23 protein-coding genes are annotated in these 25387 nt (G+C 62.6%); 6 read left to right on the plus strand and 17 right to left on the minus strand.

Annotated features, from left to right (window positions below):
• The first annotated feature begins 310 nt into the window (after positions 1–310).
• Positions 311–2545 carry an NADP-dependent isocitrate dehydrogenase gene (locus tag FH061_RS03920; protein WP_151633208.1) on the plus strand — a complete coding sequence of 745 codons (2235 nt, stop codon included), beginning with the start codon at positions 311–313 and terminating at the stop codon, positions 2543–2545.
• A 239-nt stretch (positions 2546–2784) separates the two neighbouring features.
• Here FH061_RS03920 and ampC read toward each other — a convergent pair whose 3' ends face one another.
• Together ampC and blaOXA are read right to left on the minus strand one after the other, a co-directional pair.
• Positions 2785–3969 carry a class C beta-lactamase gene (gene ampC / locus FH061_RS03925; RefSeq protein ID WP_151633911.1) on the minus strand — a complete coding sequence of 395 codons (1185 nt, stop codon included), beginning with the start codon at positions 3967–3969 and terminating at the stop codon, positions 2785–2787.
• A 198-nt stretch (positions 3970–4167) separates the two neighbouring features.
• A complete protein-coding gene (gene blaOXA, locus FH061_RS03930; protein WP_151633210.1) occupies positions 4168–4971 on the minus strand; it encodes a class D beta-lactamase in 804 nt (267 codons plus the stop codon).
• Positions 4972–5150: 179 nt separating this feature from the next.
• Here blaOXA and FH061_RS03935 point away from each other — a divergent pair, with 179 nt between their 5' ends.
• The gene (locus tag FH061_RS03935; RefSeq protein ID WP_151633212.1) at positions 5151–6734 is read left to right on the plus strand and encodes a hypothetical protein; all 1584 of its coding nucleotides are present in this window, start codon (positions 5151–5153) and stop codon (positions 6732–6734) included.
• Positions 6735–6878: 144 nt separating this feature from the next.
• Here FH061_RS03935 and FH061_RS03940 read toward each other — a convergent pair whose 3' ends face one another.
• The 13 genes from FH061_RS03940 to FH061_RS03990 all read right to left on the minus strand — a co-directional run bounded on the left by FH061_RS03940 (position 6879) and on the right by FH061_RS03990 (position 17446).
• On the minus strand, positions 6879–7298 hold the full coding sequence (locus FH061_RS03940) for an acyl-CoA thioesterase (protein WP_151633214.1): 420 nt from the start codon (positions 7296–7298) through the stop codon (positions 6879–6881).
• Between the two features lie 11 nt (positions 7299–7309).
• The gene (locus tag FH061_RS03945) at positions 7310–8098 is read right to left on the minus strand and encodes a crotonase/enoyl-CoA hydratase family protein (protein ID WP_151633216.1); all 789 of its coding nucleotides are present in this window, start codon (positions 8096–8098) and stop codon (positions 7310–7312) included.
• Positions 8099–8121: 23 nt separating this feature from the next.
• Positions 8122–9069 (minus strand): 3-hydroxyacyl-CoA dehydrogenase NAD-binding domain-containing protein, encoded by a 948-nt coding sequence (locus tag FH061_RS03950; RefSeq protein WP_151633218.1) that lies wholly within the window; start codon positions 9067–9069, stop codon positions 8122–8124.
• 99 nt (positions 9070–9168) lie between these two features.
• Positions 9169–10269: a helix-turn-helix transcriptional regulator gene (locus tag FH061_RS03955; protein WP_151633220.1), complete on the minus strand. Its 1101-nt coding sequence runs from the start codon at positions 10267–10269 to the stop codon at positions 9169–9171.
• Between the two features lie 150 nt (positions 10270–10419).
• A complete protein-coding gene (locus FH061_RS03960) occupies positions 10420–12264 on the minus strand; it encodes a feruloyl-CoA synthase (protein WP_151633222.1) in 1845 nt (614 codons plus the stop codon).
• A 15-nt stretch (positions 12265–12279) separates the two neighbouring features.
• The gene (locus FH061_RS03965; protein WP_151633224.1) at positions 12280–13431 is read right to left on the minus strand and encodes an ABC transporter substrate-binding protein; all 1152 of its coding nucleotides are present in this window, start codon (positions 13429–13431) and stop codon (positions 12280–12282) included.
• Between the two features lie 104 nt (positions 13432–13535).
• Positions 13536–13703 (minus strand): hypothetical protein, encoded by a 168-nt coding sequence (locus FH061_RS30280; RefSeq protein WP_192804896.1) that lies wholly within the window; start codon positions 13701–13703, stop codon positions 13536–13538.
• 165 nt (positions 13704–13868) lie between these two features.
• Positions 13869–14036, minus strand: a complete 168-nt coding sequence (locus FH061_RS30285) for a hypothetical protein (RefSeq protein WP_192804897.1) — start codon at positions 14034–14036, stop codon at positions 13869–13871.
• A gap of 153 nt (positions 14037–14189) precedes the next feature.
• Positions 14190–14630, minus strand: a complete 441-nt coding sequence (locus FH061_RS03970; RefSeq protein WP_151633226.1) for a response regulator — start codon at positions 14628–14630, stop codon at positions 14190–14192.
• A gap of 183 nt (positions 14631–14813) precedes the next feature.
• A complete protein-coding gene (locus FH061_RS03975) occupies positions 14814–15494 on the minus strand; it encodes an ankyrin repeat domain-containing protein (RefSeq protein ID WP_225984472.1) in 681 nt (226 codons plus the stop codon).
• Between the two features lie 42 nt (positions 15495–15536).
• The gene (gene arfB, locus FH061_RS03980) at positions 15537–15944 is read right to left on the minus strand and encodes an alternative ribosome rescue aminoacyl-tRNA hydrolase ArfB (protein WP_151633228.1); all 408 of its coding nucleotides are present in this window, start codon (positions 15942–15944) and stop codon (positions 15537–15539) included.
• 43 nt (positions 15945–15987) lie between these two features.
• Positions 15988–17238, minus strand: a complete 1251-nt coding sequence (locus FH061_RS03985) for a DEAD/DEAH box helicase (protein WP_151633230.1) — start codon at positions 17236–17238, stop codon at positions 15988–15990.
• Entirely contained in the window at positions 17177–17446 is a 270-nt protein-coding gene (locus tag FH061_RS03990) for a hypothetical protein (protein ID WP_151633232.1), read from the minus strand. The genes FH061_RS03985 and FH061_RS03990 overlap by 62 nt, the downstream gene beginning before the upstream one ends.
• Positions 17447–17455: 9 nt before the next feature.
• On the opposite strand from FH061_RS03990, the gene FH061_RS03995 reads away from it, so the two are divergent.
• A complete protein-coding gene (locus tag FH061_RS03995; RefSeq protein WP_151633234.1) occupies positions 17456–19720 on the plus strand; it encodes a DEAD/DEAH box helicase in 2265 nt (754 codons plus the stop codon).
• Positions 19721–19738: 18 nt separating this feature from the next.
• Positions 19739–20017, plus strand: a complete 279-nt coding sequence (locus FH061_RS04000) for a KTSC domain-containing protein (protein WP_151633236.1) — start codon at positions 19739–19741, stop codon at positions 20015–20017.
• Positions 20018–20107: 90 nt separating this feature from the next.
• Here FH061_RS04000 and ggt read toward each other — a convergent pair whose 3' ends face one another.
• Complete coding sequence (ggt, locus tag FH061_RS04005; RefSeq protein ID WP_151633238.1) at positions 20108–21940, minus strand: gamma-glutamyltransferase; 1833 nt, start codon at positions 21938–21940, stop codon at positions 20108–20110.
• A 592-nt stretch (positions 21941–22532) separates the two neighbouring features.
• On the opposite strand from ggt, the gene FH061_RS04010 reads away from it, so the two are divergent.
• The gene (locus FH061_RS04010) at positions 22533–23759 is read left to right on the plus strand and encodes a GAF domain-containing sensor histidine kinase (RefSeq protein WP_151633240.1); all 1227 of its coding nucleotides are present in this window, start codon (positions 22533–22535) and stop codon (positions 23757–23759) included.
• A gap of 279 nt (positions 23760–24038) precedes the next feature.
• Here FH061_RS04010 and FH061_RS04015 read toward each other — a convergent pair whose 3' ends face one another.
• Positions 24039–24521: a MarR family winged helix-turn-helix transcriptional regulator gene (locus FH061_RS04015; protein WP_151633242.1), complete on the minus strand. Its 483-nt coding sequence runs from the start codon at positions 24519–24521 to the stop codon at positions 24039–24041.
• Between the two features lie 47 nt (positions 24522–24568).
• On the opposite strand from FH061_RS04015, the gene FH061_RS04020 reads away from it, so the two are divergent.
• Positions 24569–25330, plus strand: a complete 762-nt coding sequence (locus FH061_RS04020) for a siderophore-interacting protein (RefSeq protein WP_225984473.1) — start codon at positions 24569–24571, stop codon at positions 25328–25330.
• Positions 25331–25387 lie beyond the last annotated feature (57 nt).

A 25387-nucleotide genomic window follows, 5' to 3' on the forward strand; every position in this document is an offset into this window, starting at 1 on the left:
TGCGCCAATTACGAGGCATTTGAAGGTTCCAGCGGAGGTTCTTGCAGGCGTTTGGCGTGCGCGCGATGCACCGGCTGTGACTTTGTCAACAATTATTGAGGTCTTGACGGGTCTTGGGCAGACCTGATTCGGCATTCGCCATTACAATCATGACCGCACTCAAATCAAATAAGGCCGGTAGAGCCGGTCCTGCTGAATCGGGGACTTGATTTGATTGAATACTGTCATCCGCGGCCCCGAGCTTCAGGCTGTCAATTGACATTCAGATAATTGATTTTCAAATAACAACGCGAAACGCAAGGAAAAACGCATGAGCAGCGATCCGACCATCATCTATACGCTAACCGACGAAGCGCCCCTGCTGGCGACCTACGCATTCCTGCCGGTCATCAGCACCTTCACCAAGCCGGCCGGCATCCGTATCGAACAGAGCGACATTTCCGTCGCCGCACGGATTCTGGGCAATTTTTCCGAGTATCTGACACCCGAGCAGCGCGTACCCGACACGCTGAGCGAACTGGGCAGGAAAACCCTCGAGCCGGATGCCAACATCATCAAGCTTCCCAACATCAGCGCCTCGGTGTCGCAGCTGCTGGCAGCGATCAAGGAACTGCAGAACAAGGGCTACAAGATTCCGGACTACCCGGCCGACCCGAAGACCGATGAAGAAAAGGCCATCAAGGCCCGCTACGGCAAATGCATCGGCTCCGCCGTGAACCCGGTGCTGCGCGAAGGCAATTCCGATCGCCGCGCGCCCCGCGCGGTGAAAGAGTACGCTCGCAAGAATCCGCACTCGATGGGTGAATGGTCGCAAGCCTCTCGCACCCACGTGTCGCACATGACTCACGGCGACTTCTATCACGGCGAAAAGTCGATGACGCTGGACCGCGCGCGCGACGTGAAGATGGAACTCATCACCAAGAGCGGCCAGACGATCGTCCTGAAGCCGAAGGTTGCGCTGCAGGACGGCGAGATCATCGATTCCATGTTCATGAGCCGCAAGGCCCTGCTCGACTTCTACGAGAAGCAGATCGAAGACGCGCACAAGACCGGCGTGATGTTCTCGCTGCACGTCAAGGCGACGATGATGAAGGTGTCCCACCCCATCGTGTTCGGCCACTGCGTGCGCATGTTCTACAAGGAAGCATTCGAGAAGCACGGCGCGCTGTTCGACAGCCTCGGTGTCAACGTCAACAACGGCATGGTCGACCTGTACAACAAGATCGACACCCTGCCCGCCTCGCAGCGCGAGGAAATCGTGCGCGACCTGCACGCCTGCCAGGAACATCGTCCGGTACTGGCGATGGTTGATTCGGCCAAGGGCATCACCAACTTCCATTCCCCGAATGACGTGATCGTCGACGCATCGATGCCTGCGATGATCCGCGCCGGCGGCAAGATGTACGGCGCCGACGGCCGCTTGAAGGAAGTCAAGGCGGTCATCCCGGAAAGCACCTTTGCCCGCATCTACCAGGAAATCATCAACTTCTGCAAGTGGCATGGCGCATTCGATCCGCGCACGATGGGCACCGTGCCCAACGTCGGCCTGATGGCGCAGCAGGCGGAGGAATACGGCTCGCACGACAAGACCTTCGAAATCCAGGAAGACGGCATTGCCAATATCACCGACCTGGCCACCGGCGAAGTGCTGCTGACGCAGAATGTCGAGAAGGGCGACATCTGGCGCATGTGCCAGGTGAAGGATGCGCCGATCCGCGACTGGGTCAAGCTGGCCGTCACCCGCTGCCGCAATTCCGGCATGCCGGCCGTGTTCTGGCTCGATTCCTATCGTCCGCACGAGAACGAGCTGATCAAGAAGGTCAAGACCTACCTGAAGGATCACGACACCACCGGCCTGGATATCCAGATCATGTCGCAGGTGCGGGCGATGCGCTACACGCTCGAGCGCGTGTCGCGCGGCCTCGATACCATCTCCGTCACCGGCAACATCCTGCGCGATTACCTGACCGACCTGTTCCCGATCCTGGAACTCGGCACCAGCGCGAAGATGCTGTCCATCGTGCCGCTGATGGCGGGCGGCGGCATGTACGAAACCGGCGCCGGCGGCTCGGCTCCGAAACACGTGCAGCAGCTGGTCGAGGAAAACCACCTGCGCTGGGATTCGCTGGGCGAGTTCCTCGCGCTGGCGGTCAGCCTGGAAGACATGGGCATCAAGACCGGCAACAGCAAGGCGAAGCTGCTGGCCAAAACGCTGGATGCCGCGACCGGCAAGCTGCTGGACAACCGCAAGTCGCCGTCGCCGAAGACCGGCGAACTCGACAACCGCGGCAGCCAGTTCTACCTGTCCATGTACTGGGCGCAGGAACTCGCGGAGCAGAAGGAGGACGCCGAACTCGCAGCCTACTTCGCACCGCTCGCCAAGAAGCTGGCCGACAACGAGCAGAAGATCGTCGCCGAACTGCTCGAAGTGCAGGGCAAGCCGGTGGACATCGGCGGCTACTACAAGGTCGATGATGCCAAGCTCAGGGCCGTGATGCGTCCGAGCGCGACCTTCAACGCCACACTGGAAACAGCGGGCGCCTGACGCCGGCAAACAGCCGGGTCATGTCCGATCCGGCTGACCGCAACACTTCCGTTCCCCTGCAACCCTGGTATCGCGCACCGAGCGATACCAGGGTTCATCATGGTTTGCTGCAGACCATCGATTCCTCCGCACTGCCATCCCTCCGCCACTTCGGCACTTCGCAAGAGCAAGGCAACACCGCGCATTTCGTCCGCATGCCGCTTCAATTCCTGCACGGACGTGACGTCCTCAGAACCGCTCTAGCGAGACGTTGCCGACACCGGCGGCTCGTCCAGCGCGGTCAATATCTGATGCGCCGCCCTGATCCTGGCAGCGTTCGGATAGTTCCGGTTGCCCAGCATGACAATGCCGATGTTCTTTCCCGGCACGAATGCGACATAAGCGCCGAAGCCGTTGGTCGATCCGGTCTTGTGGAGCAGTACATTGCCTTGCCTGGATGCCGGGTCAAGCGGCGGAACAAGCCGGATTACCGGATTTGCCTTCAGTACCACTTCGGAAGAACTGTTTTCGACGATGGTTTCAACGGAAACCGGATAGGCATACCACTCCCAGCCCAGCGCCTGCATCATGCTTCCCATCCTGAAATGCCCGGCATGGGTCGCGGCGACTGCCCGCCGCATCGATTTTTCGAGCCGGGTGCCGTTGATATTGGCCTCGACGAAACGGATCATGTCCGCGGAACTGGACTTGACGCCATAGGCTTCCGCATCGAGCGCTCCCGAGTTGACCCTGACCGGCGTATCGTCCTTTGCGTAGCCCCAGGCGTATTTTTCCATCTCCCGCTGCGGCACATTCACATAGCTGCCGGTAAGCCCGAGCTTGGGAAACACCTGTGTTTCGAGAAGTTCGGCATAGGGCTTTCCCATGCTGCGGGCGGCGAGAAAGCCGGCCAGCCCGATGCTCGGATTGGAATAAAGCCGGTGCGTACCGGCGGCATGGGACGGCTGCCAGCGCGTGAAGTAGGCTGCCAGCCTCTCCTGGCCGCTCACTTCATCGGGAAACTTCAGCGGCAGTCCGCCAGCGGTATAGCTTGCCAGCTCCAGCAGGCTGATCTTGTCGAAAGCGCTGCCGCGAAGCGCCGGCCAATGCCTGCTTGCCGGATCGTTCAGCGAGAGGGTGCCGAGCGCCTGTCCGTAGGCGGCAAGCGTCGCCGTCAATGTCTTGCTGACCGATCCGAGCTCGAAGAGCGTGTCTTGCGAAACCCGCTGCCCGCTTTCGCGGGAAGCGACGCCGTAATTGTAGAAATAGCGGTTTCCATTGACGGTAACGGCCACCGCCATGCCGGGAATCCGGTGTTCACGGACGACAGGCTCGATGGCGGCATTTACCGCTGCACGCACTTTTTCCTGGAGATCGTCCTGGGCTGCGTGACTATCATTGCAGAATGAAATGGCGGAGAGCATGGAAACGCAGACTGCCGCCATGGTTTTGTGAAGCAGGAACATGTGCAAATATTTTCTATGGACTTCGGATGTGGGAATGGCCACAGTATGGCCGATCTTTCAGGGACGTGGTGCTGCCAGCAAATACCGACGGTGATCAACCATGATCAACTATGCCAGTGCCTTGAATGCACCGTGAATGCACCTTGAATGTGACGTGAACGCGCCCTCGGCGTGCCTTTACCGCGCCTGGAAAAGCAGGGTTTCCAGGCTGCGCTGGACGAGGAGCTTGCGCTTTGCGGCATCCTCTTCTGCGTGGATGTCCATGTTGAGAGCGAAAGGATAGGCCTTGCCTTCCTTCTCCACCCATCCCGCCAGCCAACCGATCTGCGGCGTCGCGCCCATGGCCCAGCCGGTCTTGGCGAACATCGTGTGGCCCGGCGTGTCTTCCTGCCGGAGAATGCTGCGCGTGATGCGCATGCTGCGCTGGCTGAACGGCAGCTTGCGCTGCGCCAGCCTGCCCAATAGCCGGGCCTGTTCGACGGCCGATATCTTCAATGGGCCGTCGAGCCAGAACCGGTCGATGACGGCACCGATATCGCGGTTGCCATACCCCGCCAGATCAATGTAATGCTGCATGCGCTTGGCGCCAATGCGCCGCGCGAGTTCCTGGTAGACGGGGACGTTGGAGACGCGCATGGCATCGCGCAGATGCATGTCCTTCTCCCACGCCTTCACGAATTGCGGCTTGCCTCCGTAGGGCAGCACTTCCATCTCGTCTTTTACCGCGCCGGTTTCCAGTCCCACCAGCGTGTTGAAGATCTTGAATGTCGAAGCCGGCTCGAAGCGCTGCTGCGCACGCACCGCGTTGTGGACCAGCAAGCGATCGGACGCGATATCGAGCAGCACGAAAGTCCCGGTGACTCCGGCATCCCGGAAATGGTCCGCAAGTTCCGGCCGCTCCACGATTTCGGTGGCAGCGGCGGCAGAAATGAACGCCGCACTGAACGCAGCAATGGCAAGACGAAAAATCCGTTGAAACATGGGAAAGCTCCGCTGAAGAATGAACAATGAACAAAAGTAGCCTGAATCGTAAGCAGCGCACCCGGCCGGCGCAATGGCGGGAGTCTTCACCGCAGCAACCGCCGTAACGGCTGTAACATGGCCGGCGGAACCGGCCGCAAACACGGCACAATAGAGCGCCCGCGCCATACACCAGAGCAATGAACACCCAGACCATCATCGAGTTGACCGCACCGCAGACCGTGAACGGCCAGCGCGCCGCCTACCAGTCCCTGTGGCTGCTGGTGCGCCTGTACCACGCGGCGCGTTTCGACGCGGCGACCGACGTGATCCGGCTGTCCGAATTGCGGCAGCAGTTCACCGATGCACGCAGCCTGCGCATGTTCATCAGCCGCGCCTTTCGCGATTTTTCGCGCTGGGGAATCCAGGTGGGCTGGGGTGAAGACGTGGACAGCGACCCGCGGTTTCTGAATCCGGACCGGCGCAGCCAGGGGCCTTTCTGGTTGCCGCCAGCGCAAGCGGACAAGATCGCCTGCACGGTGGAAGGCGGCGCGGCGTCGCGCACCGACCTGCTGCGCTTCCTCAACATCCGGAGCAAGCCGCTGGCAACGGAAGCCGCCGCGACGCGCATGCCGATGCCGGCCGATTTCTGGGTGCGCTATGCGCTTGCGCAGCAGAATCTCCGCCAGGGGCAACTTCTCGCGACAATAGCCGAGCACGGCGGAACCGACCGCCATCCCGGTGCCCTGGCCGGGTTCAAGGAAGCGGCAAGAATGGCGAGCAGCCGCTCCCAGCATGCGCTCGCGGCGCTTGGCGAAGCGCAGGTCTGGCGACGGCTGGACGACCTGGAAGCGGCGCGCAAGACTCTTGCCCAGTTGCGGCGCCTGCTCAAGGAGGCGCGGCCGGATGAAGGCGGATATCTTGATGCAATGGAACATATCCTCACCGCCTGGTGCGCCTACAGCCAGCGCGACGTGACACTGACCGAGGCGCTGCTGGCCGCGATGCGCGACATCGAGCCGCGCGCCAGCGTGGTCCGCTATCATCCGCGCATCCGTTTCGAATGGCACAATCTCATGGCGCTGGTGCGACGCGCCCATGCACTCAACGATCAAGACTCTCCGGTCCGCAGGAGCGCAGCCGCCGAATCGATGGGGCACTTCGCCACGGCGCTCGATGCGGCATTCGAGATCGGTTCCTTCGACGCGGCACAGCAGGTCGCCGCGAACGTGGGAATGGCGACCTGGCTCTTTGCCAGCGAAGGACTGGTGCCCGGAACCGATGCGATCGGCGCGCGGCCCGAGGCGCTGCGCTGGCTGCTCCTCAGCGAATGGCTGTCCCAGCGTTCCGGCTCGTCGGGACAGTCGGCCTGGAATGCCATCTACCTGATGCGCATCGCGCGCGGCCACTGCGATATCGGGGAACGCCCGCCGCTCTACGCATTTCGCGCCCAGCATCCGTTGCAGCCCGCGGAAGTCATCAACGACTACGGGCCGGCGGCCGAGTTCAACATCGGCATGCTGCCAATTTCCAGCTGGCTCGCGCTCGCGACCCGCCTGCTGGCGGTGCAGCAGCATGGCGACAGCCGGTACAGCCTGCTGCAGCGCTGCGGTTTGTGGCTGGAACATGCGTGGTATGCAAGCCATGCAGGCGAGCTTGCTTCCGCCTCCCGGTCGCTTGCGACGCTTGCGGCGGAAATGGGCGGCTTGCCGACGAGCGACAAGTCTTTTTTCCAGACCATGCTGCGGCGCTTTCCTCTTGAGGCATTCGAGCGGCCTAACTGATCGCAGTCCTGACTGCGCAGCGGCTGACTGCCGGGGCCATGCCGCAGTCGGCCGGCGTTCGCTGCCGGCGGCGCTTGCCGGAAGCCGGACACGAAAGAGCCTTGCAATGCCGCCTGCCCGCTCGTTCCGGTGTGCGGCGCCGGTTCATTCGCACAGGCGGCGAATGTCTTCCGGTACCGGAACCGCCTTGATCCGCGAGGCATCGCCGGGATGGCGGATGGCGAAGATGCGCACATCCCAGCCTTCCGCCAGCAGTTCGCTGCCGCGCATCAGCCGATACCTGGTCAGGAAGGATTTTTCACGCCATTCGCCGATCGAGGTATGAACCTCTATCCTGTCGCCGTAGGTCGTGGGCCGGATGAAGGTGGAATGCGCATCCACCACCGGCGTGCCGATGATGCCGGTGCTGCGTTCCAGCTCGCGCCAGGGAGGCACGCCGCAGCTTTCGAAGAAATGACGGGACGCGGCGTCATACCAGCGGAAGAAATTGGGAAAATAGGCGATCTGCGCCGGATCGCAATCGCCGAACTCGACCTGCACGGGATGGATATGAACACGCGCCATTGCTGAAATTCCTATTGTCCCGAACGGACCTTGTTGAGCTTGTGTTCAACGAAGGCGGTCAGCCGGTCCTGCGTGTCGGGATCGCTCTGGGTGACGGCGGCCACCAGCGCCTCCGTCATCAGGCCGTCGCTGATCGACTGCTCCGCGATGCGCGGCAGCACATGCATCACCGCATAGTTGGTCGTCGGCGCATTGTCGGCGATGCGGCGCGCCAGCTCCATGGCTTTCGCCATGCCCTCGCCCGCGCCGACCAGGTATTGCGACAGTCCTGCGCGATGTCCGGCTTTCGCGTCGAGCACGCGGCCGGTGAGCATCATGTCCATCATGCAGGGCACGCCGATCAGCCGCGGAATGCGCACCGAACCGCCTCCGCCCACGAACAAGCCGCGCTGACCTTCCGGCAACGCATAGAAGGCCGAAGGCTCGGCAATGCGGATATGCGACGCCGCGGCCAGCTCCATGCCGCCGCCTATCGTGGCCCCCTTCATCACGCAGATCACCGGCACGCGGCCGAACTGGATGCGCTCGAAGGCGAGATGCCAGCTGCGCGAATGATGCATGGCTTCCACCGCGCTGCGGCCGCGCACTTCCGACAGGTCGAGCCCCGCGCAGAAGTGTTCGCCATTGCCCTGCACGATCACGACACGTACCTCGGGCGGCATGTTGTCGAAGAAGCGGTGCAAGCCGAGAATGGCGGCATCGTTGAGCGCATTGCGCTTGGCGACGCGGTTGAGCGAAACGATGGCGACCGCGCCGTCGATCTCCGCCGACAGGCAGTCCGGCAAGTCTGATTGATTCATAAAAGTTTGTCCGGAAATAATGGTCAGGGCAGGCTCTTCGCTTCGGCCTTGGCCTGCAGCAGTCCGATCAGCAGCTGGTCACGCTCGGATGCCAGCGCATGCTGCTTGCGCGCGCCAAGCTCCTCGTCGACGCCGGCCACGATCTTTTCCTTCAGCTCCGGCGTAATCGACGGCGCGCCGAGATCGGCCCACCAGTTTTCGATCGGCGGCCCGAGGTGATCGAGCAGATGGCGCATGCCGCCTTCGCCGCCCGACAGGTGGAGATTCACGAAGGGACCCATCAGCGCCCAGCGCAGTCCGGGACCGTAAGCAATCGCGGTGTCGATGTCGCTGACGCTGGCGACGCCTTGCTCCACCAGATGAAAGGCTTCCCGCCACAGCGCCGCCTGCAGCCGGTTGGCGATATGGCCCTTGACTTCCTTGCGCGGATGGATCGGGCGCTTGCCGATGCGGGTGTAGAACGCCATCGCCTGCGCGACCGCTTCAGCCGATGTCTGTTCGCCGCCGATGACTTCCACCAGCGGAATCATGTGCGGCGGATTGAAGGGATGACCGAGCAGCACCCGGCCCGGATGGCGGCAGGCCGACTGCACGCGGCTCATCAGCAGGCCGGAGGAACTGGAAGCGAGAAGGACATCCGGCGGCAGCAACGCATCCATGCGCTGGAACAGTTCGATCTTGAGCTGTTCGTTCTCGGGGCCGTTTTCCTGCACGAAGTCCGCGCCGTCCAGGGCGGCTTCCAGCCCGGCATGAAAGCTCAGCCGCTCCGGCGACGCGCCTGCGGCAACGCCAAGCCGTTCCAGGCTCGGCCAGTGCCGCCTCACGGCGTCACGCAATTTCTCTTCCGCGCCGGGGGAGGGATCGGTGCAACGCACATCCAGCCCCTGTGCAAGAAAATAGGCGGCCCAGCTTGCGCCGATGACGCCGGTGCCGACCACCGCGACTGTCTTCACTTCCCGGAACTCGCTCATCTCTTCGTTTCCTTTGCTGATGCCGCATGCTGCCGATGCGGGCTTCGAATTTATCTGCGCGGCATGCCGCTTATCCGCGGGATAACAGGCGATGCCGCTTCACGCCGCCTTCTTCGTGACGAACAGCCGCTGCAACTCCTTCAAGGTCTGTTCCACCGTCTTGCCGGAAGTGCTGATCCTCGCATGCGCAAGCTCATACAGCGCCGCGCGCGCTTCCAGCGTGTAATGGATGTTCTCCATCGCTTCCTTTTGCAGCTGCGGGCTGGCGATGCGTGCATCATGCTGCGCCATTACCCGGGCGAAGTGATCGTCGGCATCGGCCTGCAGCCAGACGTTGTAAAACGAGTGCAGCAGCAGCTCGTAAGTCGACGGTTCGGCCACGATGCCGCCGCCGGTGGCGAGTACCACTTGCGGGCAGGTGGCAATCACTCTTTCCAGGCAACGGCGCTCGAGGCGCCGGTAGCCGGCCTGCCCGTATAGCCAGAAGATTTCCTTCAGGTTGATGCCGGCTTCCTTTTCGATCTCGCGGTTGAGCTCGACGAAAGGGATGCCGAGCTGCCTGGCCAGCAAGGGACCCAGCGTCGACTTGCCGGCGCCGCGCAAGCCGATCAGCGCAATCCGCAAGGGCTGCGCCGAGACTTCCATGCCGCCGTGCGCACTGGTGTAGCCGGCCAGCCATTGACGGATTTCGCTGAGCTGCTCATGCGACTGGCGCTTGAGCAGTTCGACGATCAGCGCATAGTCGGCACCATGGCGCTCGTTGCCCGAGAGCAGATTTTCCAGCGGCAGGCTGAGAGCGGTCGCCAGGCGATACAGTACGGAGATGGAAATATTGCCGTCGCCTTTTTCGACCCGCGACAGATAGGGCAGGGAAATGCCCGACTCCTCCGCCAGCTGCTTCATCGTCATTGCCCTCGCCGCACGCGCCGAGCGCACCCGCTGGCCGAGGCGCAGCGACAGTTCATCGATTGCATCGATGACCGACTGGCTGTCCCGGCTCCCTTCCGTTCCCTGGCAACCGGGCCCGGCTTCAACCACGGGGTTCAAAGCGGTTGCCGCGTCCGCCTTCGGCCGGCTTTTCGGCGCGGCTTCCTTTGCCTTGACGGAAGCGACACCGTTCTCCGCGCTCTTCGCGCTCTTCGCGCTCTTCGTGACCTTGCCCGCGTTGCGGCCGGCTGGTTTGCCCCTTGTCACCGACATCTTCATCTTCCCGTCAAAATTCCGTTCTGTTTCCGTGCCCGCGGCAAGCAAGCTGGCATGCAGCTCGAATGAACGGCGTCCCGGCCGGAATGATGTCGCCGCGGCGCCCGGCGCTGCCGCTGCGCGTATTGGCGGTCACAGGCTTGGCTGTCATAGGCATACGCATTCGGCGTCCGGCGCCTGCGCGTACAGCCGCCCGACGAGTTGCGCGCGATTCTTCAGCACCGCCGCCTGGTTGATGTAGCCCTTGTCCGTGATCTCGCCGCCATCGACCGAAGGCGGCTCATGCATCAGCAGGGCGCGCTCGGCAAAGGTCGACGACCCGCTGCCCGTATTGCGCAGTTCATTCAACGCCACCCTGACATGGCTGCGCACGGTTTCATGCGCCACCACTTCGGCAACCGGCGCATCGGCGGGCAGTCCGGCCAGCTGCCTGCAGGCAGCGACGTTCGGGAAGACCAGGAAGCACACGCAGTCGCGATCATGACCGGCAACCACCACATCCTGCGCGACCGGCGCCAGTTTTTCGACCGCCTTGAGCCGCAGATTGCCGACGCTGACCCAGGTGCCGGTGGTGAGCTTGAAATCCTCGGCCACGCGGCCGTCGAAAACGAGACCGAGCTGCGGCCGCGCCGGATCGACGAAGCGCACCGCATCGCCGATCTGGTAGAAGCCTTCTTCATCGAAAGCCTTGGCGGTCACTTCCGGCTGCTTGAAATAGCCTGGCGTGACAACCGGCCCCTTGACCCGCACCTCCAGCTTGTCGCCATTGGGCACCAGCTTCAGCATCACGCCGGGAATCGGCAGGCCGATCACCCCCGAGCGTTCCGCCTGATAGTGGCAGTCGGTGGCAAGCGGCGAAGTCTCGGTTGCGCCCCATGCCGTCACCATCGGCAGCGCGTGGCCAAGCTCCTGCTTCGACAGCTCGATCAGCGCATCCCACAGATGCTGGGGCAGCGCCGCCGCCGCGTAGAAAATGACCTGCAGGCGGGAAAAGAATGCCTTGCGCAGCGCAGCGTCGGCACGCAATGCCGGCACCAGCATGTCGAAACCGCGCGGCACGTTCAGGTACAGCGTGGGCCGCACCTCGCGCAGATTCTGCAGGCTGGCATCAAACAGGCCCGGCATCGGCTTGCCGCCGTCGATGTACAGCGTGCCGCCGTGCATCAGGATCAGGTTGAGATTGTGATTGCTGCCGAAGGTGTGGTTCCAGGGCAGCCAGTCCAGCAGCACCGGCGGCGTCTCGGCCAGGAAAGGCCAGAGCTGCGCCTTGCCCTGCTGGCTCGCAAGCAGCATGCGCTGGGTGTTGATGACTCCCTTGGGATCGCTGGTCGAACCGGAGGTGAACAGGATCTTGGCAATGGTATCGCCGTCGACGCGTGAAAACGCCTGTTCCACCGCGGCGTCATCCGACTCGCGCAGCAGTGCGGCAAAGCCGAGTGCGCCCGCCGCCGCGTCGCCGTCGCCGGCGGAAACCAGCGTCGCCTGATGCAGATCGCGGACCGCGTCGAGCGCCCCGGCGAACTTCACGCAATCGGCCGCATAGATCACGCCCGGGTCGAGGCGCTTGATGAGACTCTTGATCTTCGCATGGTCTTTCGATACCAGCGAGTAGGCTGGCGAGATGGAGGAATAGGGAACGCCGACATGCATGCAGGCCAGCATCAGCAAGCCATGCTCCACGCTGTTGTCGGACAGGACCACCACCGGATGCCGCTCATCGGCCTTGCTGCGCAGCAGCCAGGTGGCAATCGCCATCACCTTTTCCCTGGCCTGCGCGTAAGTCACGCCGGCCCATGCGCCTGCGCCATCCCGCTCCAGCAGGAAAGGCCGGTCCGGCGCCCGGCTTGCCCATTTTTCCAGATACATGCCGAGGCATCGCTCATACGGCTGGAGCGTGAGCGGCGAACTCAGCAGCATGCTGCCGTCGGCGCGGTGCTCGACCGTCATTCGCGGCTCGGCAAAGCGTATGCCGCCAGAAATCAGTTCGTTCATTTCTGCCTCGCTCCCTTATTTGTCAGTGAGCAGCTTCCAGTCGCCCTTCTCCACGCGCACCAGAACGCGGGCCCGCTCGTCATGGCCGAAATGGTCGGTCGCCTTCATGTTGAAGACACCATGCGTTCCCACCACTTCGCGGTTGGTTTCCAGCGCGTCGCGCAAGGCCTGGCGGAATTCGGCAGTGCCCGGCTTGGCTTTCTTCAGGGCTGTCGAAGCGGCCGAGGCGAACAGCAGGTAGGCGTCGTACATGTGGGCGCCGAACGAAGACAGCGAACCCTGGCCGTATTTCTCCTCGTATTGGCGGCTGTATTCGATGCCGACCTTCTTCGACGGATGGCTGTCGGGCAACTGGTTGGCCACGATCACCGGTCCCGCGGGCAGGATGGTGCCGTCAACCGCCTTGCCGCCGACACGGATGTATTCCTTGGTCGCGGTGCCGTGGGTTTGGTAGATCTGGCCCTTGTAGCCGCGGTCGAGCAGGGTCAGCTGCGGCAATGCGGATGGCGTGCCCGAGGCGGCGACCAGGATCGCATCCGGCTTGGCATTGGCCAGCTTCAGCGCCTGTCCGGTGACGCTGGTATCGGTGCGGTTGAAGCGCTCGACCGCCGTCACCTTGATGCCGGCGGCTTCCGCGGCCTTCGTCATTTCCTTGAGCCAGCTTTCGCCGTAACCGTCGCTGTAGCCGATGAAGCCAAGTGTCTTGACCTGGGTGGACTTCATGTGTTCGGCCAGCGCCTGCGCCATTACCATGTTGTGCTGCGGGCTGCGGAAGACCCAGGTATTTTTGTCCCCCGCCAGTTCGATCGGCGACAGGGAAAGCTGCGGCGTCCTGGTTTCATTGGCGACCTCGGCCACCGCCATTGCCGGCGGCACCGACGACGAACCGATGATGATGTCGATATTGTTTTCCGTCACCAGCTTGCGCGCGTTCTTGGAAGCCATCGTCGCATCGGTGCCGTCGTCGAGCACGATGTAATTGACCTTCTCGCCGCCGATCGCTGTCGGCAGCAAGGCCACGGTATTTTTTTCCGGAATGCCGAGTGCCGCTCCCGGACCGGTGGCGCAGAGCGTGATGCCGACGTTGATATCGGCCAGCGCCGAGCCGGCATGACCTGCGAGCGCCAGCGATGCCGCGATCATGGTGAGCCTGATGGTATTGCTCATGTCTCCTCCAAAGAGTTTGGTTGGATTGGCGCTGCCGGTTCGTGGTTTTAGGGAGCAGTCGCGAGCAAAATATACTATAGATTAAATATTCAGCACAACGTGTTTTATAGTTTATATTTAAGGTTGACCAAGGCTGCCGAAGAGGCGTCTTGCAAGAATGCAATACCGCTTGAAGGAATGCGTGCTGGAGGGCGGTCGCTGGAAGGAGTTCTGCGGCTTCCCGTCCGCATGAAGCGGCGGGAAAGCTTGTTGATGTTGATGATGTTGCGCATGCCGCCGCCCGGACCGCGCCTGGAGTGGCGCCTGTGCCTGTTCCGGAATACGAAAAAAGGCAGTCCTGACAGCTTCGGGTTATCTGTCGAGGCGCGCTCTTCCGGCGAAACCGCTGATGACGCCGTCAGTCATGCTGGCCCTGCGGGCTGTGATGAAGCCGGCCATCAATCCATCTGCAGCGATTTCGCCAGCCGCATGTCTTCAATGGCTCGGCGCGCCGAAATGCGCTTGTTAAGGGCGTTCCGGTGTTCCTTCGGCGTCATTGGCGGCTGACGCATCACATCCTTCAGACTTGCCCGCTGTTCGACTTCCGGATAACTTTTACGGTTCATGGCTTACCTCGTTGCGACGAATGACTATAGTCATGTTCTCGCAAACAATATGCCAGTCATCCAACTAGATCAACTATGCGACAAATAAAGGCAGGATTGCCCTGTTTTGGTGATCGGCATCCATGACGGTGCAAGCCTTTTGTGCATCGCACATCAAGCATCGGGGTCCGGTTTTGCCATGCTGGCGATGTCATGAAGGGCGGTGCGCAGTTTCTCCGCTGCGGCATTCTTGCCGAATTCCACTCGCCAGCGGGCAAAGTCGATATAGGCACACGCATCCAGCAGTTCCGCCGCCTTGGCGACGCCCGCATCGCTTCCTTCATGCAGGACGCCGCCGAATGCCTTCACGCACACGAACGGCACATGCCTGGTCGCATGATCCCTCTTGATCCGTCGGAGCAGTTCGAACATCCGGCTTTCATCGAAATTGGTACCGCAGATGACGGCGTCGATCTCCTCGTCCAGCGCCGCCAGTGCCTCCTCAATGGTATGGCAGACAGCGAGTGAAAATTCGGCGCTCAATGCCTTCGTCAGTCTTGGCACCGCTTTGGGCCGGATGGCAAGCAGCAGCTTCGGCTTGGACTTATCCTTCATACATGGCTCGCAGGACACGTTGCGGCGGCAGAAACGGTGCCATGCCAGGATCGGCAATCCGCTTCTCCACCGCCGATTCAATTGGCGGATGCACCGGCGAACCGGTTGCAAGGTTTATACCCGACAACTTCCTTGTTGAACCGGGATTTTCCATCCTTTCCCCAAGATTGTCGCCGAGCGACGTCAGCGCGCTCCAGCCCGGACCAGGATGTCTTCCATGGCCTTGAAGCCGCGCCGGCGTGCGTGCTGAAGCGGAGTCACGCCCTGGCCGTCGGGTATGCCGACATTGGCCTTGGCTTCCACGAGCAGCCGCACCACCTCGGTGTGGCGCGGTCCGCCGTTGCCAAGAATGATCGCCTCGAGCAGCGCTGTCCACTGCAGGTTGTTGACATGGTTTACGTCCACGCCGGCATCGATCAGCATGCGCACGGTATCGACCAGGCCGCGCTCCGCCGCCGGAATGAGCGCCGTGCCGCCATAACGGTTGGTGCTTTTCAGGTCCGCGCCATGCGCCAACGTCATCTTCAGGATATCGTCATGGCCGCGCGCGCCGGCGTAAAGATAGGGACTGTCGTGGATGTTGTCCTTGGCATTGACATTGGCTCCCGCCTCGATCAGCAATCTGGCGGCCTCAACCCGGTTGTTGTGCGTGGCGACCAGCAATGCCGTCGCGCCGGTCGCATCCCTGCCGTCGATATTGGCGCCCTTGTCGAGCAGCACGCGAAGCGTGGCGACATCGCCCTTCCTCGCCGCAGCGTGCAGCTGCGTATCTTGCGCCCCGGCATCCGCCGCTACAAACAGGACCGACAATAGCAACACGGCGATCATGCGCATGGTGCAGGCAACTGTTTTCTCCAGCGACATCGTTCAGCTCCTTCAGATTCATCACATTGGCAGGGCAAGTCGCTAATCGGTGACTTTGCCCCGCATTGCCTTCACCTTGCCGCGAACGGCCTTTCCTTCCAGCCGGCGCTGCTGCGAACCGCGCGTGGGCTTCGTCGGCCGCCGCACGGCCGGCACAACGGCGATGCTCGCCACCATTTCCAGCAGGCGCTGCATGGCTTCTTCCTTGTTCTTTTCCTGGCTGCGGTGAGTCTGCGCCTTGATGATGACGATCCCATCTCCGGTGATGCGATGATCATTCAGGCGCAGCAGGCGTTCCTTGAGATGCTCCGGCAGCGACGAGGCACGGATGTCGAAACGCAGGTGGATGGCGCTCGATACCTTGTTGACGTTCTGGCCGCCCGCGCCCTGGGCGCGGATCGCGGTGAATTCCACTTCGCTGATGGCGATTTCCGGCGTGCGCTGGCTCATGTCGCATGCTCCCGGAGCAAACCGGCGGCTGGCATCGTTCCAATCATCCCGCGCGCCCAGGGCGGCTTGCCGGAGATGCGCCGGCCAGCTTGTTTTTCTTGGGCTTCTTCGGCTTTTTCATCACATGTCCCTGTCCGTCGGTCAGCGGCACCCGGTGGCTGGCCTCGAAACCCGGCTCTTCGCTGCGCGGCAGCGTCATCCGGATCAGGGCTTCGATCGCCGAGAGCTGCGTCACCTCGTCGGCGCAGACCAGCGACACCGCTTCTCCGGTGGCGCCGGCGCGCGCCGTGCGGCCGGTGCGGTGGATGTAATCCTCGGCCACGATGGGCAGATCGAAATTCACCACGAGCGGAAGATGCTGGACATCCAGGCCGCGCGCCGCCACGTCGGTGGCCACCAGGATCTGGGCCTCGCCGGCCTTGAAGCGTTCGAAGGCGCGCAGCCGGGCCGGCTGCGGCTTGTCGCCATGGATGGCGTCGGCGCTGCAGCCCTGCGCCAGCAGCGCCTTGACCAGGTCTTCCGCGCCATTGCGCGTCTTGACGAAGACCAGCACCTGCTGCCAGTCGAGCTTTTTCCGCAGGTGCAGGAACAGTTCCAGCTTGCGCTTCTTGTCCACGGTGAACATCCGCTGGCGGATGCCGGTCGCCATGGTATTGCGCGGCCCGGTGTCGATCGACAACGGGTCGTTCAGCATCGCCGCCGCCAGCGCGCGTATCGCATCGGAGAAGGTCGCTGAAAACAGCAGCGTCTGGCGCCGCGCCGGCATCAGCGCCAGCAAGGCGTTGAGCTCGCGGGAAAAGCCGAGATCGAGCATCCGGTCCGCCTCATCCAGCACCAGGGTCTGCAGCTGGTCGAACTTCACCGCATTCTTTTGCTGGAGGTCGAGCAGCCGCCCGGGCGTGGCCACCAGGATATCAAGCCCCTTGCGCAGCGCCATCATCTGCGGATTGATGCTCACGCCCCCATAGGCGGCCAGGGTGCGCAGCGGCAGGTGCCTGCCGTATGCGGTAAAGCTCTTGTGCACTTGTTCGGCCAGTTCGCGCGTCGGCACAAGCACCACCGAACGCGCCGAGTTGCTTGCGGGGCGCGCGCCTTCGCTTGCCAGGCGCTGCAGCAGCGGCAGGGCGAAGCCCGCCGTCTTACCGGTGCCGGTCTGGGCGGCGGCCATCAGGTCGCGCCCGGCAAGGATGACGGGAATGGCCTGTGCCTGTACCGGCGTTGGCGTCGTATAGTCAAGCGCTTCCAGCGCCTGCAGCAGCGGGGAAATCAATCCCAGGGAAGAAAAGGTGTTCAAGGCGGTATTCGGCGGTATTGAATGCGGATGTCAGGGCGTATCGGGTTGCATCAAGGTGCATCCCGGCATGCCGGAAGTCAAAACAAATGTAGAGTGTAGCCATACGCGCGCTTTCACGTTGGTTTTCACTGCATTCATCCACGGTTTTGCGGTCCAATTGTGATAGTTTGCGCCCCTGGCGGCGTTTCGCCTGCTCAACATCTTTCATAAGAACATCATGTCGCAAAACCAAACCGCTACCTTTGCCAGCCTGAACCTCAGCGATGCCCTGCTCCGCGTCCTGAGCGAACTCGGCTATGAACAACCTTCCCCCATCCAGGCCGCCACGATCCCGGTGCTGCTGGAAGGACGCGATGTGCTCGGCCAGGCCCAGACCGGTACGGGCAAGACCGCAGCCTTCGCGCTGCCCATTCTCAACGGCATCGATTTCCGCCAGAATGCCTTGCAGGCGCTGGTGCTGGCGCCGACGCGCGAACTGGCCATCCAGGTCGCCGAAGCCTTCCAGCGCTATGCCACCCACATTCCCGGCTTTCATGTCCTGCCGATCTACGGCGGCCAGAGCTATGGTCCGCAACTGTCGGCGCTGCGGCGCGGCGTGCATGTCGTGGTCGGCACCCCCGGCCGGGTGATCGATCACCTGGAAAAGGGTTCGCTCGATCTGTCCCGCATCAAGACGCTAGTGCTGGACGAAGCCGACGAAATGCTGCGCATGGGTTTCATCGACGACGTGGAACGCATCCTGCAGCAGACGCCGGAGTCCCGCCAGACGGCGCTGTTTTCCGCCACCATGCCGGGCGCGGTGCGGCGCATCGCGCAAACCTACCTGCGCGATCCGGCGGAAGTCACCATCGCCGCGAAAACCGGCACCGCCGAGAACATCCGCCAGCACTACTGGCTGGTCAGCGGCATCCACAAGCTCGATGCCCTCACCCGCATCCTGGAAGCGGAGCCCTTCGACGGCATGATCATTTTTGCGCGCACCAAGCTCGGCACGGAGGAACTCGCCGGAAAACTGCAGGCCCGCGGCTTTTCCGCGGCCGCCATCAACGGCGACATGGCGCAGCAGCAGCGCGAGCGCACCATCCAGATGCTCAAGGACGGCCAGATCGATATCCTGGTCGCAACGGATGTCGCCGCGCGCGGCCTCGATGTCGAGCGCATCAGCCATGTCGTCAACTATGACGTGCCTTACGATCCGGAAAGCTATACCCATCGCATCGGCCGCACCGGCCGGGCGGGACGCAGCGGCGAAGCCATCCTGTTCATTACGCCGCGCGAGAGAAACCTCTTGAAGGCGATCGAGCGGGCGACGCGCCAGCCGGTATCGCCGCTGCAGCTGCCGAGCATCCAGGATGTCAATAACGTGCGCATTGCGCGCTTCAAGGACCAGATCGGCGAGACACTGGCCGCGGGCGGCCTGGATGTGTTCCGGTCGCTGATCGAGGAATATGAGCAGGAGCACAATGTGCCCGCCGTCGAGGTCGCCGCCGCGCTGGCGAAAATCGCCCGCGGCGACATGCCGTTTCTGCTGGAAAAGAACGGCAGGGAAGGCAGGGACGGCAGGGAGATGGCAGGCGAACGCCAGCGTTTCGACGAAGCCGCATCCGATGCGGGCCGCCATGAACGCAGCCCGCGGCCGGAACGCAGCAACCGGGTTTTCGCGCAGCCCGAGTCCTTCGAACGCCGGGAAAGGCAGGATGCGGGCGAGCGCCCCCAGCTGCCGAAAAAGGAACGCGGCCATCGCGCGCCGGAGGCCGGCATGCAGAGTTTCCGCATCGAAGTCGGCTATGTCCATGGCGTCAAGCCGGGCAATATCGTCGGCGCGATCGCCAATGAAGCCGGCCTCGAATCCCGCCATATCGGCCGCATCGAGATCTACGATGACCATAGCACGCTCGATCTGCCCGGCGACCTGCCGGACGACCTGCTGCGCCATCTGCAGACCGTCTGGGTGGCGGGCCAGCAGCTGCGCATCAGCCGCGAGGATGCCGGCGCCGAACACGCCGGCACGGCACGCCGAAGCGCTCCCGCGTCCCATGGCGCGGACGAGAAATCTGCGCCGCCGCCCAAGGCGAGGACCGCGCGCGCCGGCGAATCGGGCGTGCAGACCTACCGCATCGAGGTCGGCCATGCGCATGGCGTGCGCCCTGCCAACATCGTTGGCGCGATCGCCAATGAAGCCGATCTCGATCCCAAGCTGATCGGACGCATCGACATCTACGACGATCACAGCATCGTGGAACTGCCGAAAGGAATGCCCAAAGACGTGTTCTCGCTGCTGCAGACGGTATCGGTTTCGGGACAGCCGCTTCGCATCAGCGCCGCGCCCGGCCATCCGCTGCGCGATACGGATCATGCAGGCAAGCGGAGCGCGCCGTCGCCCGCCGGGAAAGGCGGCAGGGCGCGTACCGAGAGTTTTGGCGCGGGCACGGCAAAAGCGGGGGGCAAACCGCATCGCAAGGGGGCGACGCGGAAAACTTGAAGTTCCAGGAGGTCAATCATGGAGATGAAGAAAATCAATGCCGGCAAGCTGCGCGCCATCGGTTACGATCCGCGCGATCGCATGCTGCGGGTCGAGTTCGATGACGGAAGCGCCATCGACTACTCCGGCGTGGGCGCCGAAGTCTGGCGCAAGCTGTCGACCTCGGGTTCGGCCTGGAGCTACTACCGGGACAACATAGAAGAGGAGTTTTCGGGGCGCCGGGGCAAGGTCCTGGCGAAAACGACGACGCAGCAGCTCGAAGACCTGTTCAAGGCCCCGGATGAGGGGAAGAGCTGAACAGGAACACCTAGGCGGGAGCCAGCTCCCGCCATGCCGGAGGCGCTGCGCGGCAATGGCGCTTCCGGCAGTTTTGCAGGCGAGCGCAGCTCAGCCTCCCACCTCCCTCTGGCCGATCACGGTGCCTTCGCGCCGCTGATCGGCGCCGCCGTACTGCTTGCCGTTCTTCAAGTCAATCACCACGCCCTGTACCGAGCCGATGGTGGACGCGCATGCCGGCGCGCCATTGACCTGAGGCACCGGGTGGCCGAGCGCCGCCAGGCCTTGCAGGGTTTCCGTTGCAATCCCCCGTTCGCAGGTGATGGCGCCGGCCGCGCTGGTAACCGACCAGCGCGGCGCGTCGATTGCCTGCTGGATCGACATGCGGTGGTCGACCAGATTCAGGGTGACATTGAGCACCGAGTTGATGATGGTGGCGCCGCCGGGCGAGCCATAGGCCGCAACCGGCTTGCCCTTGTAGAACAGCATGGTGGGCGCCATTGATGAACGCGGCCGCTTGAACGGCGCAACATCATTGGCTCCCGGATTGCCGGTGGCGGCATTGCGCATCGGCGTGAAGTTGAAGTCGGTCAGTTCGTTGTTGAGCAGGAAGCCGTAACCCGGCACGACGATGCCCGTGCCCCAGGTGTTTTCAATCGTGGTCGTGTACGAGACCACGTTGCCTTCCTTGTCGACCACCGAGAAATGCGTGGTGTGCACGCCCTTCTCTTCCTCGAGTCCCGCAAGCTGGAGAGGCCGGTCCGCAGCGGCTGCGGTATCGCAGGGAAGCGGATCGCCGGCGGTGGCTGTGGCCAGCCGCTGCTCCGGGTTGATCAGCTGCCGGCGCGCGGCGAGATAGCACGACGAGATCAGTCCTCGCTTCGGCACCGGCACGAAATCTTCGTCGCCCATCCAGACCGCGCGGTCCGCGAATCCGAGGCGCATGGCTTCCGTCATCACATGCAGGGTGCGGGTGCTGCCAAAGCCGAAGCCCTGGCTTGCATCACCGATCGGAAACTGTTCCAGCATCTTGAGCATCTGGATGACTGTCAGCCCGCCGGATGACGGCGGCGACATCGATTTCACCCGCACGCCCCGATAATCGCCCTCCACCGGCTGGCGCACCGCAACGTCGTAGGCGGCAAGATCGGACAGCGCCATGCGGCCGACGCCGGCATTGCCAAGGGTGGGGTTGCTGCGCTTCTGCGCCTCGACGATGGCTTGCGCGATCTCGCCCTTGTAGAACACCTGGCTGCCTTGCGCGGCGATCAGGCGGAAGGTTTTCGCCAGGTCGGGCTGGCGCAGCAGATAGCCTTCGGGCAAGGGCTCGCCGCCGGGAAGCCGGAAGACGGCACGGGTTTCCGGCTGCAGCGCGGTGCGCTCATTGTTGATGTCCGCAGCCAGGAAACGGTTGATGCGGAACCCGCTGTCGGCCAGCGTGATGGCTGGCTCAAGGGTTTTTGCCAGGGACTTGGTGCCCCATTTCGCCAGCGCGGTCTCCACGCCCAGCACGGTGCCGGGAACGCCGACGGAATGGCCGCTGGTGGAAGCCGCGGCGAAGGTCTGGTTGAGAAACATGTCCGGGGTGGCCGCCGCCGGCGCCTTTTCGCGCGAGTCAATGATGAAGGTTTCATTGCTCTTGGCGAGATGAATCATCATGAAGCCGCCGCCGCCGATGCCCGAAAATTGCGGCTCGACCACGTTCAGCGCGAACTGGATCGCGGCTGCCGCATCGATGGCGTTGCCCCCCTGCTCCAGCATGCGGGCGCCAGCTTCGGCAGCCAGCGGATGCGACACCGACACCACGCCCTTGCGGTAAGCCTGCTCCTGTGCCGCGAGCGTGTCGGGAAATGTCCGCGCCGTATTGTCGGCGAAGACCAGGCCGGCGCCCAGGGCGGCGGCAAGGGGAAGTGTGCGCAATGCGCACAGCAATGTCTTGGTCATGGGAAGCCTTTCTTATCGATCGTTATCGATGCCCGTGGAAACGGGCACGGTCTCGCAACTTTTCATGTCTGCTCACATCGGCCTCCACCTGGCCTGCAAGTGTCGGGCCGCCTTGCCCGTGAGCGGGGCACAGTATTTGAAATTTAACGACCCGCATCCGCTTTGCCAGCGCATTGCGCACGCATTTGACGACGATCAAGCAGGAAAAGGCTGAGCATGTTCCCTGGGCTCCGATGCATGCAGCTGCTGCTATGGATCCGGCCCGAAAATGTGTTGGGCCGGATCCCCTCACCCCGGCCCTTTCCCGGAGGTAGAGGGTGAGATCAGCGACCCGAAAAATGATCCGTTTTTCGGGCCGTATCAATAAGAAAGAAGGGAATCCTGTAGACTTGCAACCGGGAAGCGGATAATGCCGGGATTGGGCAGCGAAGCATCGGACGATCAAGTCATCCGCTCACTGCCTGCCGTGCCCGGCGCAGCTCTTCTACCCGATACGCAACCGCCCCGCCGTCCGTCGAAGATGTTTTGTTGCAGTCATGACGCTGATACAAACGACGAATCGGGGCATTTTTATGAGACAAGTTTCGATACCATGGCGAATGATTTCGAAGCGGATATAAAGGCGGTGTCGGGCATCGACGCCGTTCCCGCAATCCTTGAAGTGATTTGCCGTTCCACCGGAATGGGCTTTGCCGCGGTGGCCCGGGTAACCGAGGACCGATGGATCGCCTGCGCCGTTCGGGACGACATCGACTTCGGTCTCAAGCCGGGCGGCGAGCTGAAGGTCGAGACGACCATCTGCAACGAGATCCGGCAGAGCGGCCAGGAAGTCGTTATCGACCATGTGGCGGAAGATCCCCTCTATTGCCGGCACCACACGCCGGCGATGTACGGCTTCCAGAGCTATATCTCGATGCCCATCTTCTATCCGGACGGAAGCTTCTTCGGCACTTTGTGCTCGATCGATCCGAAACCGGCCAGGTTGAACCGCCCTGAGATCGTCCAGATGTTCAGGCTGTTCGCCGATCTCATCATGTTTCATTTGCAGGCCGGGGAAAAAATCGAACTCACCCGGGAAAACCTGCAGCAGGAACGCGACATGGCGGCACGGCGCGAACGCTTCGTGGCGATGCTCAGCCATGATCTGCGCAATCCGCTCGCAGCCATCAGTGCCGGAACGGAAATTCTCAAGCAGGAAACCCTGAGCGGCCGCGGCGCATCGACGCTGCAGCTGATTCAACGCAGCGTGCGCCGCATGGTTACCCTGGTGGATGATGTACTCGATGTGGCCCGCGTGCGCCTGGGTGCCGGCGTGCCGCTGGTGCGCCACGACAACCTGACGCAAGCCGACCTGGAACAGGTCATCGATGAATTGCGGAGCGCCTGGGCGGGGCGAACGATCAAAACGGATTTCGCCATGACGCACGCTGTTCCCTGCGACCAGAGCCGGCTCAGCCAGCTGTTTTCCAATCTTGTGGGCAATGCATTGGCGCATGGCGCCGATGACGCGCCGGTCCATGTGGAAGCGGGTTGCCGCGATGGCGTCTTCGAGTTTGCCGTCGCGAACCGGGGCAAGCCCATTCCTGCCGACATACTCGAAACCCTGTTCGAGCCCTTCTCGCGCCATTCGGACAGTCTGCAGCACAACGGCATGGGGCTTGGCCTGTACATCGCCTCGGAAGTCGCACAAGCGCATGGCGGCACGCTGAATGTGACATCTTCCGAAGAGGAAACGCGATTCTGTTTTCGGATGCCGCTTGCGCAGGACGATGACAATCGCGATATCGTCAATGAGATGCAGGACGGCCTGAAGCAGTAATCGATGTCGGCGAGGCGATGGGAGGTAATGGACCTCCTCATTTCTGGCGGATCGCAACCGACCGCATCCTGATGCATTTAGCAAGGCGCAGCTGTTCGCACGGCCCGGCCACCGACCGCCGGACTTCAGCGCAAGCTGCTGATGGACAATCCATGCGTCTGCACTGGCCCCAGGAAGCCTGAGGTGGCCCGAGGTAACCTCATCACGACGCCGCGTCCGCCATCGAAACGCGGATGCGTGCCGGTGGCGGCGACTGCAGAGGCGACCTTCCCTGCCGCCTCATTCCGTTTCGCTCTCCAGGTTCAATCGAACCCGCTGCAGCATCGACAGGAGTGCGCCGCACTCGTCTTCACTCAAGCCGTTGACGGCAAGCTTCGACAATTGCCGTCCCTGCTGCCGCAGTTGTCTGAACATCTCCTGGCCTTCGGCCGTGACCTGCAGGCGGACGCTGCGGCGGTCCGCCGCCCCGGTGCCCGCTTCAAGCAGGCCTTTATCCCGCAATCCCTTGATCAGGCGCGCAAGCTGGGCCTTGTCACGTCCGGTGTGTGCGACGAGATCGCTTTGGGTCGCTCCGGGATGTCTTGCAAAGTAGCCAAGCGTCTTGGTTTCCATGTGGGTCAGGTCATGCGCGCCATCACGCAGCGTCCGGTACTGCCGGGAGCGGTAGAGATGCATGATGGTGTGGATGGACTCGAATACCTCGTCGGCCAGCTCGCTGACGCCGGACGAATTTTGGTTGACTTTATCAACTTGTTTTCTCATAATGGGAGACATTATCAACCAATTTGGTCGAAGCGATGGAAAATAATTTGCATAGTTTGCATGGTTCGGAGGATCTGCGCGACGTTCCCGCCAGGCGCGTGCGGAGGGTTCGCCATGAAATCCGGCAGCGGGACGTGGAAGTGGCGCGCATCAGCCCGGTCGGTGCCAGCTTCATCAGCATTACCTTCCGTGGCGAGGCATTGCGGGATTTCGTGTCGGCTTCGTTCGACGACCATGTCAAGTTCACATTCAACGACCCGGCGGGAGAACTGGTTCGCAGGGACTATACCCCGAGGCACTTCGACCGGGATGCGCTTGAGCTGACGATGGAGTTTGTTCGCCACAGCGATGGCAAGGCATCGGAATGGGCGCGGCAGGCAGCGGTCGGCCAGCGCGCCGTCATCGCCGGCCCGCGCGGCTCGATGATTGTCCCGCCGGATTACGACTGGCATTTGCTTGCGGGCGACGTGACCGCCTTCCCCGCCATCCGGCGACGTCTCGAAGAGCTTCCCGATTCCACGCGCGCCATCGTCGTGGCCATGGCCGAGGATGCGGCGGACCGATGCCAGTTCGCAAGCAGCGCCGATGTGAAGGTCCATTGGGTGGCCTCGCCGGAGGAACTGATCGCGACGCTTTGCGCAGTGCAGCTTCCTCCGGGTGAAGGTTTTGCATGGGGCGCTGGCGAAGCATCGCTGATGGCGCGGATGCGCGAGATTCTTCTTACGGAAAAAAATCTTGCGAAAGAGTCAGTGCGGATCGCGGCTTACTGGCGGCGAGGTGCCTCCAACTATCACGAGCGGCTCGAATGACGGTGATTGCTTCAGAGCGCTTACCATAAACACGGTATGTCAAAAATAACGCCTGAC

This window comes from Noviherbaspirillum aerium, from assembly GCF_008929045.1.
GTDB classification, from domain to species: Bacteria; Pseudomonadota; Gammaproteobacteria; order Burkholderiales; family Burkholderiaceae_D; genus Noviherbaspirillum; species Noviherbaspirillum aerium.